This is a genomic window from Mucilaginibacter sp. HD30, assembly GCF_054061755.1.
In genome coordinates this window covers 1477920-1493727 of the sequence record NZ_JBSSEO010000001.1, presented here as the reverse complement: position 1 = coordinate 1493727, position 15808 = coordinate 1477920, and the positions used below count along the sequence as shown (strand labels likewise).

The following is a 15808-nucleotide window of genomic DNA, read 5'->3' as shown; positions in this document are numbered from 1 at the left end:
CCGTGGCGTTGTTCGTGATCTGAACGCCCGGCTGTGTCCTGCCGGCTGCAAGCAGCGGCCAATAAAAGATCTCCGCAAGTATATTTTATTCTTACTTTAATGTTTAACTCAACGAAAAAATTATGGGCCTCAGCAGTTCTGCTGGCCCTGACCATGCCGGTTTTTGCCCAAAGCGGTGTGACCGGACTCAACACGGCGACATCGACCCTGAAGACCTATGTTGCTCCGGTAACCAATATTACCCTGGTGATCGGCGGTATCGTAGGCATCGTCGGTGCCATCCGTGTCTATTCCAAGTGGAACAGCGGTGATCAGGACATCAACAAGGAACTGATGGGATGGGGAGGCTCCTGTGTGTTCCTTGTGGTTTCCGCCCTGGTGATCAAAGCATTCTTCGGCTTGTAATGGCCCGAAAGTATGCCGTTTATAAGGGGCTGCAGAAGCCCCTTATATTCAGGGGTTTTAAGGGAAAATTCATTTACTGGGGCCTCGGCTTTCTGCTCACCGGACTGGTGCTGGGCGCTTTGACCATGTCCCTTATCAATATGTGGCTCGGCGCCCTTGTGCTGATCGGATGTGTTGTAGGGGGCCTCTTATTTACCGCCGCGAAACAAAAAAACGGTTTGCACAGCAAAAGCCGGAGATCCGGCATCTTAATCCTCAACCACTATGGCCGCAAAAACATTATTTAATATCCCCTACGCAGGGGTGGACAAAGGCAGTGACTTTGATCTGCTCATCGGTCTGCAGGGGGATTGTTCCATCATCATTAAGATCGTTAATCCGGTTATCCGGTTTTCAGCCCATGCCAGCGGATATGAAGAGTTTCATCATACGTTGCTGAATATCGTCAAAATTCTGGGCGATGGTTATATCATTCAGAAACAGGATGTCATCAGCCGCGCCCCCTGGAAAGGGAACCCTGCCGGGGAATATCTTCAGCAAAGATATAACGAGCATTTTGAAGGGCGTGAATGCCTGCATGTGGACACCTATCTTGCCATCACCAGGCCGCCAAAAAAAGGTGCCTTTTACGTTTACGACGCCAAAAAACTCCGGGAGTTCAGGATCGCAGTTGCCAAGGTGCTGGGTGTGCTGCCCTCGCCCTTCGTTCTGCGGGAAAAGGAGATCAACCTGCTCGTCATGCAGACCCTGAGCATGGATTTCAGGAGCAGTCACATCAGCCTGAACAACCTTTTCCCCACAGATACGGAGATCCGCTCAGGGAATAAGGTCATCCGGAACATCAGCCTGGTGAACATTGACAGCATCGACCTGCCCGGCGAAATAGGCACACATATTGAACTGAACGACAAGGAAAGCATCCGCGGATTTCCGGTTGACCTGCTTTCCTTTCTTTTTAAAGTGCCGGGTTGCGATGTCATTCTCTATAACCAGGTCATTTCCATTCCCAACCAGCTGACAACGCTGCGCAAACTGGAACAGAAAAAGAAACGGCACTCCGGGATACCCGACCCGGCCAATCAGTTATGTGTGGAGGATATTGACCTGCTGCTCAATGATGTGGCCAGGGAAAACCAATTGCTGGTCAACTGCCATTTTAATATTGTTGTCGGGGCAGCAGAAACGGAGATCGCGAAGGCTGCAAATTTCATTGAAAGCTCGCTTTTTCAACTCGGTATTTTACCCAGCAAAAATGCCTATAACCAGCTGGAACTCTTCCGGTCGGCATTGCCGGGAAATGCCGCTGAACTGAAAGACTATGACTGGTTTTTAACAACCTGTGATGCCGCGGCCTGCTTTTTCTTCAAGGAGTCCCTGCCGAAGGATGATGCATCCGACTTCCTGATCCGGTTCACGGACAGACAGGGCATACCCGTTGGAATAGATCCTTCAGACCTGCCCATGCGCACTGGCAGAATAAATAACCGCAACAGGTTCTGCCTCGGTCCCAGTGGTTCCGGCAAGAGTTTTTTTATGAACTCACTCATCGAGCAATACATGCTTTACAACATGGATATGGTGATTGTCGATACAGGACATTCCTATTCCGGCCTGTGTTCTTATTATAATGGAAAATACATCACCTACAGCGATACTACCCCCATCACCATGAATCCATTCCGGATCACCGAGCCGGAATATAATATTGAAAAGAAAGACTTTCTGTGCACCCTTATCGGTGTTGCATGGAAAGGAGCGGAGGGAACTTTCAGCCCGGTGGAAAGAGATGTCGTATCCAGCGTGATCTCGGCCTATTACCTGATATCATTTGCTGAAAATGCCGAACTTAATTTTAATACTTTCTATGAGTTCGCCCTGGACAGGATCCCGGTGATCAAAGCAGAGGAAAGGATCGTTTTTGATTTCGATGAGTTCCGCTATGTGCTGAAGAAGTTCTATAAAGGCGGCGAGTTCGCGCCGATCCTGAACAAGGAGTCAGATAAATCGCTTTTCACGGAACGCTTCATCGTTTTTGAAATTGACGCGATCAAAGAACATAAGATCCTTTTCCCGATCGTGACCCTTATTATCATGGATGTGTTTATCCAAAAAATGCGTTACCGTTCTGACCGCCGGAAGGCGCTGGTTGTCGAAGAAGCATGGAAAGCGATTGCCAGCCCGCTGATGGCCGGCTACCTGCTGTATCTCTATAAAACGGTCAGAAAGTTCTGGGGAGAAGCGATAGTGGTAACGCAGGAACTCGGGGATATCATCGGCAATGCCGTTGTGAAAGACAGTATCATCAACAATTCGGATACCATCTGCCTGCTCGATCAGACCAAATTCAAGGATAATTACAATGATATCGCCGCATTACTGTCCATTAATGAAACGGAAAGGCGCAAGATATTTACGATCAATCAACTGGACAATACGGAAGGGAGGGGCCGCTTCAAAGAGGTGTATATCAGGCGCGGATCAGCAGGCGAAGTTTATGGCGTGGAGGTTTCCCTGCACCAATACCTCACCTATACGACGGAAAAACCGGAAAAGTCGGCCGTGGAATATTATACCGGGCGCTATGGCGCTTACCGGGAAGGACTGGACGCCTTTGTGGCCGATTTCCATCAGAGCGGGCTCAGCCTGCCCCGGTTTATCAACCAGATTAATCAAAAAGCAAGATCATGAAAAAATTACTTACCGCAGTTTTCTGCCTGCTCGTTAAATGCAGTACCGCCCAGGTGCTGGTATTTGACCCTGTTACCTCAGGTGCCATAGCGGTCAACGCGGGCATCATCAATGGTAAACTGAACGATACCAATGATAAACTCGACCTTATTCAAAAAGGACAACTCACCGTCAGTGCCCAGCTATTAGTGATTAATGACCTGCAAAGTAAAATTTACACCGGCCTGAGCCAGGTGTCGTCCGTGATCAATAACCTGACGACCATCAAGGAGATCGCCGAATGCGGAAATGATATTGTGACGGATGTTGTCAGTTCGGTACAGCTGGCCAGAGCCAATCCCCTGCTGCTTTTATTTGCGGAACAGGGGGCAAGAGATTTCCAGACAAGAGCGGCAACGCTTGCGGCGGAGGTCAGCGCTTTTGTACTGAAGGGCGGCAACGCCAACCTGATGGACGCAGGGGAAAGAGCCAAACTGCTGAACCACATCGCTCAGGAAATGCGCATTCTTCGCGGCATAGCTTATGGCATGAACCGGTCCATGTACTGGGCGAAGATAAACGGCATATTTCGTTCCCTCAACCCCTGGGCCGAATGGCAGAACCAGGACGTCCGGATCGCTAACGATATATTAACCAATGCCAGATACCTGAAACGATGAAGAAGACACTTGCCACGATAACTTTTGCCGTTTTTTTTTATTGTGCCGCCGCGCAGCAGATCAACATTGTCGGAATACATCAGCTGGTGGACGAATCGATCTCTGAAAACAAGATCCAGATCAAAGCCCGCGATAAACAGGCAGTAGCCTCCGGCAATGAACAGGTCAACCTGACCCTGATAACAAAACTAAAGGGTACTTACCGGACATTGCAACAGCGGTATAACCTGCTGGGTACCGCGATCAGCCTGGCGGAGATCGGCGTTTCCGCCAGACCCATGGTCAGCAGGATCATCAGCAACCAGGCGGAGATCATCGGATTGGTACAACAAAATCCCGCACTGCTCCACCTCGGTTACCAGTCTGTCCTTGAGTTCGCGGATCAGGCAGGAAGTCTGTTAGGCTATATCACCGGGCTCACCCTGTCTTTTGGGGATGTTAATCAGATGCGCGCCTCTGACCGTAAACTCCTCTTTGATTACGTGATCGCTGAATTAAGCAGGTTACAGGAGCGCTCCGGTAACCTGCTAAGCCTTTTCAGATATACCAGCCTGAACGCGCTCCTGCGGGCAGCGAATCCATTTCAGGATTATATCGATATAGATAAGGGCATTGCGGAAGAAATACTTCAAAACGCAAAACAATGGAAATAATGAAAGCATTCTGTTTTTTGACGGCAACTGTGCTGATGCCCTTACTGACTTTTGCGCAGCAACTTGTGATCGATGTACAGCACTTTGTTGCCGTCAGTGAAAATGCCGCGGTGCGAACCGGTGCTGAAGCTACGCATGAACAGTATCTCAGCAAAATCAACCATAACATTGACAACCTCAACACCAATATGGGCTCCGTTGTACTGGCGCAGTCCATGATCTGTCAGGCCCTGTCCAATGTGAACTCCGCCCTGAAAAACGGTCTTGAAGTAAAATACATGGCCGTGATCATTGGCGACATGGGCAACTACATGGCGCAGGCCATGGAAATGGCCCGCGAGGAGCCCTGGCTGCTGCTTTTCGCGGAAAAGATATCCGCTGAAATGCGGGCCAAAAGCCTGGCGCTGGTCAATGACGTTTCCGGCTATATATTGAAGGAAGGCAGTAACATTCTTTCAGACTATAATTCCCGCGACCAGCTGCTGCATGATGTCACCCGGCGATTACAGGTGCTGAACGGACTGGCATACGGTGCCTGGAAGGCCATGTACTGGGCCAGGCAACGCGGGATCATCGCCGCTTTAAATCCTTTTCAAAACTATATCAACAGGGATAAAGCGATTGTCGCCCAAATTATTCAGAATGCCCGGTATCTCCGGGAATAATTACCGCTTAACGGCCGGCCGCCGGCAACTAACATCAACGATCATGAAAAACAGCATTATTCTTACCATCATATGCCTGATGCCCGGCTTATCGCCCGGTACCTATGGGCAAACGTTCGTCAGCGACAAAAGCATCAGGTACCAGCAGGAACGTATGGTCTTTTAAACAATGGGACCGCAAAAAATTTACGCCAACTTCCGGATTTCTGGGCCTCAATCCATGGTACTGGCTGACCTGGGGATTCTTTTACCCCAATTACCATAAAAAGGATCTGCGCCCCCTGAGCGGCCCCGGTCCGCAGACACAACGGCTGGCGCTGGTCGCAGCCATGAGCAATACCGACAATCACTATAAGCTGCAATCCGATACCCTGCGCAATAGCGCCTTATCAGAGATAGCCGGGCATTCCGGCCTTTTATCCGGTGCTGATCCGTTGTGGCAGTTGTATTACAGTAAGGAGTTCAGGCCGGTGCTCAACAATTCCATGGCATCCATTCTGGATGGATTATCCATTTCCGTACGTTCCAAACTGTTAGCGGAAGGCATGTACAGCTGGTACAAAAATGAACTGGACCGCTTAAAGGAACGGATCGATGGTGCCCGCTCAGCTGATATGGAAAGAGGAGCGAGGATTATGGCCTATTACCGCCTGCTCCGCGAATACCGTGAACTGGCCGCCATCTGGGCGATCCGGACCTCCGCGGCACAAAGCACCATAGAAATGACGGCTCAGCAGGAGCGCTTAAAGAACAACCGGATAGTGGCACCGGAATGGAGCCCGCAGGTGGATATCCGGATCGCCGGGGAGGTTTTACAACGTGTAAAATGAAAAGGAAGTTAACCTTACTATCGCTGTTGCCACTCGGAGTGACGACAGCTTTTTCCCAGCCAGCAGGCGGGATCAATAATGCCAAAACGCTGGAATATCTGCAGGGGGACGGTGTTTATGAAACGGGAGTAATGGTATTTTTAAAAGGACTCAAAGACTCCGTGTGGTCGCATTTTGATCTTTTTATTACCGATGCCAAAGCGCTTTCAGCGATCTTTATGATCATTTTTTTCGCGATCAAATCCTATGAGATGATGGTCGGTGATAAAAGGCTGGAAATCATGCCGCTGCTGAGGCCCTTCGGCCTGGTGATGATCATCCTTTGGTGGGGTGCATTTGTGAAAATGATCGCCTTTCCTACGGACCTGGTCGCCAGCCGGACGGAGCAGATGTTTGAAAGTGAACAAACCATCGTCAATAACCTGCGCCTGAACAGGGCAGACCTGATGCTGTCCGTAGCCAACTCACTTTACACCTTTCAGGCACAAACGGAAGTAGCAGAAAAGGAGAGCAGTACCTGGTATGGGCAGGCATGGGATGCGGTGTCGAGCACCGTCAAGCAGGGGATCAGCACCGTAGTATCACCGCTGATAGAACTGAAAAACAGGCTGACTATCGGGATGCAGCTGCTCTTTACCCAAATGCTGGAACTGGCGGGGATATGGATACTCAGGATAGCGGTCTACATTATATTTATGCTGCAAATCATATACTCCACCATCCTTATTATCCTTGGACCCTTCGCGGTAGCCGTCAGTATTTTGCCGGCATTCCGGGATAGTTTCAGCACGTGGATCGCCCGTTTTATTTCGGTCAACCTTTACTCCGGGATCGCCTACCTCATCATGTATCTGGTCGGACTCATGCAGGAATATGCGCTGACCTCAGAGATCAGCAAATACCAGGAACTGGTTGGGCACGACGGAACAAGCGCCAATCTGGAAAAAATGGCCTGGTTTGCCGGCAACGGCATCCTTTCTTTCGGAACCGTCATCATTGTATTTCTCATCGGTGCCATCTGCATGTTTACCGTGCCAAGTATTTCTACCTGGATCATTTCCACCTCCGGAATCAGTTCCGCGGCATCTACCTTCGGCAGAAGTGCCGGAACGGTAGCAGCGGTGGCCAGAAAGGCATCCGGCAGTATAATATAAAATATTCCGATTTTTCTCACTGCCGCCCGAATGGGCGGCCAACAATCTAATCATCTTATGATCATCAAAAACATTGAAGCGAAAATCAGGCTGGCGGTTTTTGTCTCAGCCGGGAGCCTGTGTACCGCGCTGCTTATCGTAGCTGTCAACTCTTTTTACGCCTACAAAATGGTGGCAAACGCACAGAAAAGCATTTACATTCTGGATAAAAATGTACCTGTGCTGGCACGGCAGACCGATATGCAGCTCAACCGCCCCGCCGAATACCGGGCCCATGTTGATCTTTTTCATTCCCTGTTCTTTTCGCTGACACCGGATGATAACTATATGGAATATCAGATGAAAAAGGCCATGTACCTCGTGGATGAAACCGGAATGAAGCAATACAATGACCTGAAGGAGAAAGGCTTTTTTAATTCTATCCTTTCCTCCAGTTCTGTACTTACTCTGCAAACGGACTCCGTCACCGTCGACGCGGTACGGCAATATTTCCGCTATTACGGAAAATTAAAGATCGACAGGCGCAGTTCCACGGTGATCCGCTCGCTGGTAACGGCAGGCTACCTCAGGGACATTCCGCGAAGCGACAATAATCCCCATGGCGTGCTCATTACCTCATGGAAAACACTTGAAAATAAAGACCTCGAAGATGTGGAGAAAAATACATTCTAACCGCGATCCCAGGGATACGCTGTTCAGCGAAATAAAAAAGGTGGTCAGCCCCCGGCTGGAGGGCTTAATGGAAGGGTTCACTGCCATGACGATCCGTTACCCCTGTTCTTTTCTGTTGTTAATGATCATATCCATGATGGTTTCCGCCGTGTTGTCTTTTACACTATTCCGTTCGGGAGAAAAACTGGCTAAAGCCCGTCCTGCCCCGAAGGTGATAAATCCGGTGCAGGATGGTTTAAGCCAGATCACCCGGGCGGCGGAAGAAATACAGGAGATGATGATTCTCCGGCACACCGTCGACAGCATTTCGGCGAAAAAACAGCTGACACCTGCGGACAGCCTGCTGCTGGACAGCGTGCTAAGCCGCCTTCAGCGTATTCACCCATTAAAACAATAATGTGATGCAGATTAATTTCAAACAACCCAAATATGTATTGCCGCTGCTCGCCCTGCCATTCTTATGCTTATTTTTCTATGTCTGGCACAGCGGATTTTCAAAGCCCGTACAGGAAGTGAAGGCAGATACGGGACTCAATGGCACCGTCGGTAATGTTTCCGCCGGCGTCAGAAAAAAAGAGCTCGATGATAAACTGGATGCTTACCGCAATACCTATAAACAAGCGGACGGATCTTCCGCCGTCAATATTATTCCGATGGAAACCTCCGCTGTTGAGGACAGCAGGAATGCCGATAAGGATAGGAAGAATCTGGAAGCGATCGACCGGGCGATGAGGGCGCAGTTCAGCGAAACCCCGGTCTCCGGTAAGGACAAAAAAATTGCTGATGCCCTTAACAGGATGCCTTTACCGCAACGCGAAACCGCACAGCTGCCAAATTCACAGGAGAAAGACCCCATGGAGGTCTTTAAACAGCAGATGGCCTATATGGACAGCGTAAGTAAATCCAATGATCCGGAGTACAAAGCGGAACAGCAGAAACTGCTGGCCGCGGAACAGGCGGCACAAAAAAAGGCCGGTACACGGAAGGTCAGCGTCACCAAAGAACCGCTGACGGACAGTAATTTTACGACAGTCATGCCGCAAAAAACCGATCAGTTTATTGCTGCGGTTATCGATGAAACGATAACCGGATATGCCGGTTCGAGACTGCGCCTGAAACTACTGGAGGATATCAGGGCAGGAACACGTATAGTTCCGAAAGGCACTTATCTTTTTGCTCAGATCAGCGGTTTCTCGGAACAGCGGGTCATGCTGTCCGTAACCTCAATTCTGTCAGCCGGAATGATCCTGCCGGTCAAACTTGACATCTATGACCTGGATGGCATGCCCGGTTTGTTTGTTCCCTTTTCTTCTTTCCGGGAGTTTACAAAGGACCTCGGGAGCAACTCCGTGCAGGGCGTAACCATCGGTGGCAACTCAGGAGGCAGCCAGTTCATCATGAGCTCTGTGGATAAGCTGTTTCAGTCCACTTCCTCCGCTATAGCAGGTATCATTCGCAAGAACAAGGCGAAAATGAAATATAACTCTTATCTCTACCTCATCGACACCGATGCGCTGCAAAATACAGGCAGTGCCGCTCAGCACCAATAAGCCGCTTGTCCAGGTCGCTTAGCTATTCAACATTCCACCTTAAAATTATTGAAATGAAAAAGATCTTTTTTTATATCGCCCTTTTTATGTCCCTGCAGGTATCCGCACAGGACAAATTACCCGTGGTTTACCTGCCTGCTCACCTGACCGTGCATTTCATATCCCCGGAACCGATCCAGTATGCGGACCTTTCTTCCGGGGCAATGGCAGGCGACCTGCCCTTAAAAAATGTGTTGCGGATCCGGATGAAAGATTCTGTTGCAGGAGTTCCGGACGCGGTCGTTACCATCGCCGGTGAAAAGTTTATCGCGCAGTACCGCATCCTTCCCGGAAAGGATACGGTTTCTACGGAGATCCTTATAACTCCCGACGTTATGACACCCCTGGATATTTCCGGCATTGGCTTTTCTCAAACTCAACTGAAATCCCTGGCTTTTGGGGTATTTACTGAAAAACCCTGGAAAGGGCATACAGAAGGCATCCTCCTTTGGAATTTCCGGAAAACTCAATCACGTGTATGCTGCCGGAGAATACCTCTTTCTGGACATCAGCTATAAAAATACTTCCGCAATGCAGTATGATATAGAAGATCTCCGGTTCAGGATAGCGGACAAAAAAGTGGCCAAAGCCACCAATGTGCAATCTTATGAACTGAAGCCGGTATTTGTGCTTTTTAACATCGCAGCTTTCAGGAAAAATTACCGGAACATATTTGTCTTTAAAAAGCTGAGTTTTCCGGGCAATAAAATACTTCAGGCCGAACTGAGCGAGAAGCAGATATCAGGCCGGGTGCTCAGCCTGAAGATCGCTTACCGGGATGTCCTTGACGCGGATGTTCTCCCAAACTGATCCTTTATGACTTCACTGATCGCCTATGACTATGTAAGGCTGATTCTGGAGGAAGAGTTCCTCACGGCCTACCTGTGCTTTTCCGGCAACGGCATTCTGCATTACGAACTGACCAATATACTGGAGTTATGTGCGCCTCTGCTGACCGGACTCGATGAGGATGACAGGTTTCTCCGGTATGAGGTAACCGGAATGATCGCAATTTATTTGGAGGAGGGGTAATATGGCATTCAACAGCAGTAAAAAACTGGCGGATAACATCGAAGCCATAGCGATAGCCCTTAATTATATCGGGCAGATCCTCTCAGACGATGAAATCCGCACCCTCTCCGCATACGCCGGATTCGGGGGCATCAAAGCGGTACTGTTCCCGGCCGGAAAGGACGATGACTGGCAGAAATTCGATATGTCGCAGGCGGACCTTAAGCTCCGGCCGCAGATCATGAAGCTGCACGAAATGCTGAAAAAGCATTTATCGGAAAAGGAATATAAGCGTTCATTTGATTCTCTGATCAACAGCGCAGGTACCGCGTTCTATACACCGGACTGGCTGCCGGAGGCAATCTACACCGTATTGAGCGATAACCATATTGTGCCGCGCAGGCTCTATGAACCCAGCGCCGGGGCAGGCGTTTTTGTCCGGGAAGCCATTAAGGCATTCCCGGAGCTGGAAGCGGTAAAGGCGGTGGAAAAAGACAGACTGACCGGTAAGATTCTTACCGTTTTAAGTCAGGCGATCAGCAGTAAGATATCGGTACAGGTCCGCGGGCTCGAAGAGACCGGCCCGGACGAAAAGGGACAGTCAGATCTGGTCATCAGCAACATTCCCTTCGGCAATTTTTCTGTCTATGATCCTGCCTTCAACGGCAGCGGCATTTCCTCCCGCATCCACAATTACTTTTTTGCCAAGGGACTGGATAAACTGGCAGACGGCGGCATCCTTGCTTATCTCGTTACAGACGGTTTCCTCAACAGCCCCTCCAATGACACCGCGCGGAAATATCTGTTTACTTCGGCTGACCTGATCAGCGTATCGGTATTGCCGGCCAACCTGATGAAGGAAAACGCGAATGTGGAGGTCGGTACCCATTTGCTGATCGTGCAGAAGAACGACGGCAAGCAAACGCTGACGGAAGCGGAAAGCCAGCTGATCGGAACGGTTGAATGTACCGGCAGCAAAGGAACGTATCACCAGAATGCCTTCCTGTTTAAGCATCCCGAACTCATCCTCGGTGATGAGATACTGGAAGGTACCAATGCCTACGGACAGCCGAATCTTACAGTCTGGCACAACGGCGATATGGCGGACCTCGCGGCGGAACTTAAGGCTCAGGTCCGGCGCGGGATCAGTGAAAACTTCGATCACCAGCGGTGGCTGGGCATCAGCTTTGATGTGCAGCGGTCAGCCGCCCGTAAGTTTACCTTCCTGCCGGTACCGGAGGTTAAGGATGTTGATGCTGTCGGACAGCTTGGCCTGTTTGATGCCGTTCCTGCCGCCAGCAGCAATAAGGCAGTTTCCTACCTCGATGATTTTGATCAGGCGACCGTTGATGCCACGACTGCCCGTGTGATCAGTACGGTCCGTACCACCGCCCGCCCCGTCCACGATAGTATTGTTATGCTGACCGCGAGAGCGAAAACGAACAGCCGGTACCTCTACAAACTTTTCAGCAATGTCGGGGAGCTGTCTGTATCTGCAAAATGGCATACCGGTATGGCCATTGGAAACGAGCTGGATAGCCTTTCAGCGAAACTGAAGTATTTCGCCTATGATTTCCGTTATGAAGGCGACACGAGCCTGGAGGCATCCTTTAAGCTTTCGCCGGACCGGCCAAAGGCCTTTACGGATCTGAGACCCTTTTACGAAAGCGGTACGCTGGTGCTGCTGGAAGGAAAAGCAGGACTGATCGGCCCGCCTGCCAATGATGAGGCTGAATTCAAACCGCTGGATATTCAGGACGATCCTGCCTTTTACCGGGCATATATCCGGCTGCGTGATACTTACCTGCAGCTATCTCTTCAGGAGGCTGAGCAAAAAATACCATTCCCGGAATTGCGTAAGACGCTGAATAGCTATTATGCAGCCTTTACTGAAAAATACGGTGAATTAAACAGGCAGGGCAACCGTTCCCGGATACTTGCCGATGCAACTTTTGGCTTCAGGATGATCGCATCGCTGGAGGTCAGGGAAAACGATCAGTTTACACGTTCAGATATTTTCCGTGGACCCGTGTTTCCCCGGGAGGAAGCTTTTAAAACCACTGACCCGGCTGACGCGCTTGCACGCTGCCTGAATGAGCTCGGCAGGGTAGATCTGGACTGGCTGAATGATCTAACAGGCGTTTCATCAGATGATCTCATTTATCGCCTGGACAGCCAGATCATACTGGATCCGGAAAGCGGGGAATGGCAGACCACCGATCACTATTTATCCGGTAACGTTGTCGAAAAACTCCGGCAGGCGGAGAATGCCCTGAGCGCCGATCCGGAAAACTTTCAGTTCCTGCGAAGCCTGACCGCGATCCGCCGGGTGCAGCCGGATAAGATCCCATTTGAACTGCTGGATTTTAACCTGGGTGAACGCTGGCTGCCCGTCAGCTACTATGAAAGATTCGCGGAAGATCTGTTTAAACTTCCAACGGAGATCAATTACTTTCCTTCTGTTGATACGTTCAGGGTAACATACGGTAAAGGCAATACGACAACAGATGAGGAATTTGCGGTCATTCCCAGGCAAAGCGATAAACTGACCGGTCGTACCCTGCTGGAGCATGCCCTGGAAAACACCTCCCCGCATATTACCTATCCGGTGGATGACGGTGACCGGGTGAGGAGGGTGCCGGACACGGAGGCCATCCAGGCAGCGCACCGGAAGATCGAGAACATCCGCAGCCGCTATACGGACTGGCTCAGGCAACTGCCTGCCGAAGATAAGCAGCGGATCGAAAAGCTGTACAACGACACGTTCAACTGTTATGTGCTGCGGGAGTATGACGGCAGTCACCTCAGCTTTCCGGGCCTTGACCTGAAAGCACTGAAGATCCCCGGTCTGTACAGCTCCCAGAAGGATGCTGCATGGCGGATCATTCAAAACCGGGGTGCGCTGGTTGATCATGAGGTTGGTCTGGGAAAAACGCTGACCATGATCGTGGCAGCGGTAGAGATGAAGCGGCTCGGGATCGTTCATAAACCGATGATCCTCGCGCTGAAAGCGAATGTCAGCGCGATCAGGGATACATTCAGACTGGCTTACCCTGCTGCACGGATCCTGGCACCGGGTGAAAATGACTATATGCCGGCTAAACGGCAACGCCTGTTTCACGAGATCAAAAACAACAACTGGGACTGCGTGATTCTGACCCATGACCAGTTCGGTATGATCGCGCAATCGCCGGAGATACAGCGGCAGATCTTTGAAGCAGAACTGGATAACGTCACCCGGGACCTCATGACCCTGCAGGGCCTCGGTGTCGCCATCAATAAATCCATGCTGAAAGGGCTGGAAGTGCGCAAGAATAATCTGCAGGTTAACCTCAATGCCATCCTGTACGCGATGGAGAACCGGAAAGATACCGGGATCAATTTTCAGGAAATGGGGGTTGACCATCTCTTTATTGATGAATCGCATAAGTTCAAGAACCTGACCTTTACCACCCGGCATAACCGGGTTGCCGGACTGGGTAATATGCAGGGCAGTCAGAAAGCACTGAATATGCTGTTCGCCATCCGTACCCTTCAGGAAAAGTATAAGGCCGATCTCTGTGTTACTTTTTTGTCCGGTACACCGATCTCCAACAGCCTGACCGAGATGTACCTTATCTTTAAATATCTCCGCCCGAATGAAATGGAGCGGCAGCGGATCAGCAACTTCGACGCCTGGGCCGCGGTATATGCCCGTAAAACGGTTGACTTTGAATTCAGCGTGACCAACGAGATCCGGGCGAAAGAACGTTTCCGCTACTTTATCAAAGTACCTGAACTGGCCCGCTTTTATAACGAGATCACGGACTACAAGACCGCCAGGCATATCAGCCTTGATAAACCGGTGCTGGAGGAGATACTGGTCAATATCCCGCCGACGCCGGAGCAGCAGGACTTTATCCGCAGGCTCATGAAATTCGCGAAGACCGGAGACGCTACGCTCATCGGCCGTCAGCCGCTGACAGCGAATGAAGACCTCGGACGGATGCTGATCGCCACCAATTACGCCAAGAAAATGGCGGTGGACATGCGGCTGGTCAGTGACAGCCGCTACGGCGACCATCCCGGCAACAAGGTCAGCATATGCGCACGGAACGTAGCGCGGGAATATAGTGAAAGCAATGCCCATAAAGGTACTCAGATCATATTCTCTGATATCGGAACGCCGAAACCGGAGGGATTCAATATCTATGATGCCCTGAAAGCTAAGCTCATGGAAGACTTTAATGTTCCTGCCTCCGAGATCACTTTTATACACGACTGGACAGACCGGCAGAAACCGGAGCTTTTCCGGAAAATGAATGCCGGTGAGATCAGGATACTGATCGGAAGCACGGAAAAAGCCGGTACCGGCCTCAATGTTCAGCAACGAGTGATCGCCATGCATCACCTGGATATTCCCTGGAAACCTGCTGAACTGGAGCAAAGGGACGGCAGGGGCGCAAGGCAGGGAAACTGGCTGGCGAAAATGTTCTCTGACAACAGGGTCAGGAACTATATCTACGCGGTAGAGCAGTCGCTGGATAACTATAAGTTCAACCTGCTGAAGAACAAGCAGACCTTTATCAGTCAGATGAAAAACAGTGAACTGAGCATCAGGACCCTCGATGAAGGTGCGATGGATGAACAAAGCGGTATGAACTTCTCCGAATATATCGCGGTGCTTTCAGGCGATACTTCGCTGCTGGAAAAAACGAAGGTAGAAAGGAAGGTCGCTGAACTGGAAGGCAATAAAGCTTCTCATTTTAAGGATGTAGCCCGCAGCCGGTATCTGCTCGAAGATATCGAAAGGAAAAGGAACGAAACCGCAGCTATGCTGGACCGGCTTTTACTGGATGAGACCGCTTACCTGAAAGTACTTAGCCATGATGCGAACGGCAGGAAACACAATCCGGTGAAAATATACGGGAGTACTGAAGCTGACGCTGAGCAGCTCGGTAAGCAGTTTATCGAACTGTATCAGCAATGGCAACCAGAAATTCCGGAACAGGATACCTGTCATTTCGGCGAACTTTACGGCTTTAAATTGTGTGTGAACAGACAGCTGGCATGGGTGCAGACCGGGCAGGGCAGTAAATATGAAAATGTCCGCTCCCTTTATGCGGAAAGCAGCCTGACCGGCATTAAGTATATGCGGAACAACGGTGTTCCCAATACGGACAATCCCAAAACCGCGGCCCGGTATTTTTTGAATGCCATTGACAACGTAGGATCATTGGTTATCCGTTACCGGGAAAAACTTCAGGGACTCGAAAAGGAAATACCTGTTGTCCGGGCGCTTACCGAAAGGCCCTTTGAACAGGAAGATGCCCTGAAAGCCCTGAAGGCGCAGCTTGCAATGCTCGAAGAGGAGATCAGCAGGAACATAGCAGCGAAACAGCAGGAAGCTGAAACGCAGGAGTGGATTGCTGAAGATATTGAAGCGGAGGAAGTGCTTACCCGGCAACCAAAACGCTGATTCATTACCGGTAGTAAGGCTGTC

Annotated in this window: 15 protein-coding genes; all 15 read left to right on the top strand. The window is 50.3% G+C overall.

Annotated features, from left to right (window positions below):
* Positions 1 to 99 precede the first annotated feature (99 nt).
* The 15 genes from ACVW2L_RS07355 (at position 100) to ACVW2L_RS07285 (ending at position 15784) form a co-directional block, all read left to right on the top strand.
* Positions 100 to 405, top strand: a complete 306-nt coding sequence (locus ACVW2L_RS07355; RefSeq protein WP_457127316.1) for a DUF4134 domain-containing protein — start codon at positions 100 to 102, stop codon at positions 403 to 405.
* A complete protein-coding gene (locus ACVW2L_RS07350; RefSeq protein WP_457127315.1) occupies positions 405 to 692 on the top strand; it encodes a plasmid transfer protein in 288 nt (95 codons plus the stop codon). Before ACVW2L_RS07355 ends, ACVW2L_RS07350 begins: the two co-directional genes overlap by 1 nt.
* A complete protein-coding gene (locus ACVW2L_RS07345) occupies positions 670 to 3093 on the top strand; it encodes a TraG family conjugative transposon ATPase (RefSeq protein WP_457127314.1) in 2424 nt (807 codons plus the stop codon). Before ACVW2L_RS07350 ends, ACVW2L_RS07345 begins: the two co-directional genes overlap by 23 nt.
* Entirely contained in the window at positions 3090 to 3752 is a 663-nt protein-coding gene (locus ACVW2L_RS07340) for a hypothetical protein (protein WP_457127313.1), read from the top strand. Before ACVW2L_RS07345 ends, ACVW2L_RS07340 begins: the two co-directional genes overlap by 4 nt.
* Positions 3749 to 4405, top strand: coding sequence for a hypothetical protein (locus tag ACVW2L_RS07335; protein ID WP_457127312.1), 657 nt, complete (start codon positions 3749 to 3751; stop codon positions 4403 to 4405). Before ACVW2L_RS07340 ends, ACVW2L_RS07335 begins: the two co-directional genes overlap by 4 nt.
* Positions 4396 to 5070: a hypothetical protein gene (locus tag ACVW2L_RS07330; protein WP_457127311.1), complete on the top strand. Its 675-nt coding sequence runs from the start codon at positions 4396 to 4398 to the stop codon at positions 5068 to 5070. Before ACVW2L_RS07335 ends, ACVW2L_RS07330 begins: the two co-directional genes overlap by 10 nt.
* A gap of 104 nt (positions 5071 to 5174) precedes the next feature.
* Positions 5175 to 5900: a hypothetical protein gene (locus ACVW2L_RS07325; RefSeq protein ID WP_457127310.1), complete on the top strand. Its 726-nt coding sequence runs from the start codon at positions 5175 to 5177 to the stop codon at positions 5898 to 5900.
* Positions 5897 to 7054, top strand: a complete 1158-nt coding sequence (locus ACVW2L_RS07320) for a plasmid transfer protein (RefSeq protein ID WP_457127309.1) — start codon at positions 5897 to 5899, stop codon at positions 7052 to 7054. The genes ACVW2L_RS07325 and ACVW2L_RS07320 overlap by 4 nt, the downstream gene beginning before the upstream one ends.
* A gap of 57 nt (positions 7055 to 7111) precedes the next feature.
* Positions 7112 to 7726, top strand: coding sequence for a conjugative transposon protein TraK (gene traK, locus ACVW2L_RS07315; protein WP_457127308.1), 615 nt, complete (start codon positions 7112 to 7114; stop codon positions 7724 to 7726).
* Positions 7704 to 8123 carry a hypothetical protein gene (locus ACVW2L_RS07310; RefSeq protein ID WP_457127307.1) on the top strand — a complete coding sequence of 140 codons (420 nt, stop codon included), beginning with the start codon at positions 7704 to 7706 and terminating at the stop codon, positions 8121 to 8123. Before traK ends, ACVW2L_RS07310 begins: the two co-directional genes overlap by 23 nt.
* Positions 8124 to 8127: 4 nt before the next feature.
* Positions 8128 to 9276, top strand: coding sequence for a conjugative transposon protein TraM (locus tag ACVW2L_RS07305; protein ID WP_457127306.1), 1149 nt, complete (start codon positions 8128 to 8130; stop codon positions 9274 to 9276).
* Between the two features lie 53 nt (positions 9277 to 9329).
* The gene (locus ACVW2L_RS07300) at positions 9330 to 9833 is read left to right on the top strand and encodes a hypothetical protein (protein ID WP_457127305.1); all 504 of its coding nucleotides are present in this window, start codon (positions 9330 to 9332) and stop codon (positions 9831 to 9833) included.
* A complete protein-coding gene (locus ACVW2L_RS07295; protein ID WP_457127304.1) occupies positions 9790 to 10125 on the top strand; it encodes a DUF4138 domain-containing protein in 336 nt (111 codons plus the stop codon). The genes ACVW2L_RS07300 and ACVW2L_RS07295 overlap by 44 nt, the downstream gene beginning before the upstream one ends.
* A gap of 6 nt (positions 10126 to 10131) precedes the next feature.
* Positions 10132 to 10347 (top strand): hypothetical protein, encoded by a 216-nt coding sequence (locus ACVW2L_RS07290; RefSeq protein ID WP_457127303.1) that lies wholly within the window; start codon positions 10132 to 10134, stop codon positions 10345 to 10347.
* 1 nt (position 10348) lies between these two features.
* The gene (locus ACVW2L_RS07285) at positions 10349 to 15784 is read left to right on the top strand and encodes a helicase-related protein (protein ID WP_457127302.1); all 5436 of its coding nucleotides are present in this window, start codon (positions 10349 to 10351) and stop codon (positions 15782 to 15784) included.
* Positions 15785 to 15808: the final 24 nt, after the last annotated feature.

Bases quoted from the DNA above. Each gene is read 5' to 3' on its own strand.
- ACVW2L_RS07300 (WP_457127305.1), top strand. From the start codon at position 9,330: ATGAAAAAGATCTTTTTTTATATCGCCCTTTTTATGTCCCTGCAGGTA.
- ACVW2L_RS07285 (WP_457127302.1), top strand. From the start codon at position 10,349: ATGGCATTCAACAGCAGTAAAAAACTGGCGGATAACATCGAAGCCATA.
- traK (WP_457127308.1), top strand. From the start codon at position 7,112: ATGATCATCAAAAACATTGAAGCGAAAATCAGGCTGGCGGTTTTTGTC.
- ACVW2L_RS07325 (WP_457127310.1), top strand. From the start codon at position 5,175: ATGGGCAAACGTTCGTCAGCGACAAAAGCATCAGGTACCAGCAGGAAC.
- ACVW2L_RS07340 (WP_457127313.1), top strand. From the start codon at position 3,090: ATGAAAAAATTACTTACCGCAGTTTTCTGCCTGCTCGTTAAATGCAGT.
- ACVW2L_RS07290 (WP_457127303.1), top strand. From the start codon at position 10,132: ATGACTTCACTGATCGCCTATGACTATGTAAGGCTGATTCTGGAGGAA.
- ACVW2L_RS07320 (WP_457127309.1), top strand. From the start codon at position 5,897: ATGAAAAGGAAGTTAACCTTACTATCGCTGTTGCCACTCGGAGTGACG.
- ACVW2L_RS07305 (WP_457127306.1), top strand. From the start codon at position 8,128: ATGCAGATTAATTTCAAACAACCCAAATATGTATTGCCGCTGCTCGCC.
- ACVW2L_RS07355 (WP_457127316.1), top strand. From the start codon at position 100: ATGTTTAACTCAACGAAAAAATTATGGGCCTCAGCAGTTCTGCTGGCC.
- ACVW2L_RS07330 (WP_457127311.1), top strand. From the start codon at position 4,396: ATGGAAATAATGAAAGCATTCTGTTTTTTGACGGCAACTGTGCTGATG.
- ACVW2L_RS07310 (WP_457127307.1), top strand. From the start codon at position 7,704: ATGTGGAGAAAAATACATTCTAACCGCGATCCCAGGGATACGCTGTTC.
- ACVW2L_RS07345 (WP_457127314.1), top strand. From the start codon at position 670: ATGGCCGCAAAAACATTATTTAATATCCCCTACGCAGGGGTGGACAAA.
- ACVW2L_RS07350 (WP_457127315.1), top strand. From the start codon at position 405: ATGGCCCGAAAGTATGCCGTTTATAAGGGGCTGCAGAAGCCCCTTATA.
- ACVW2L_RS07335 (WP_457127312.1), top strand. From the start codon at position 3,749: ATGAAGAAGACACTTGCCACGATAACTTTTGCCGTTTTTTTTTATTGT.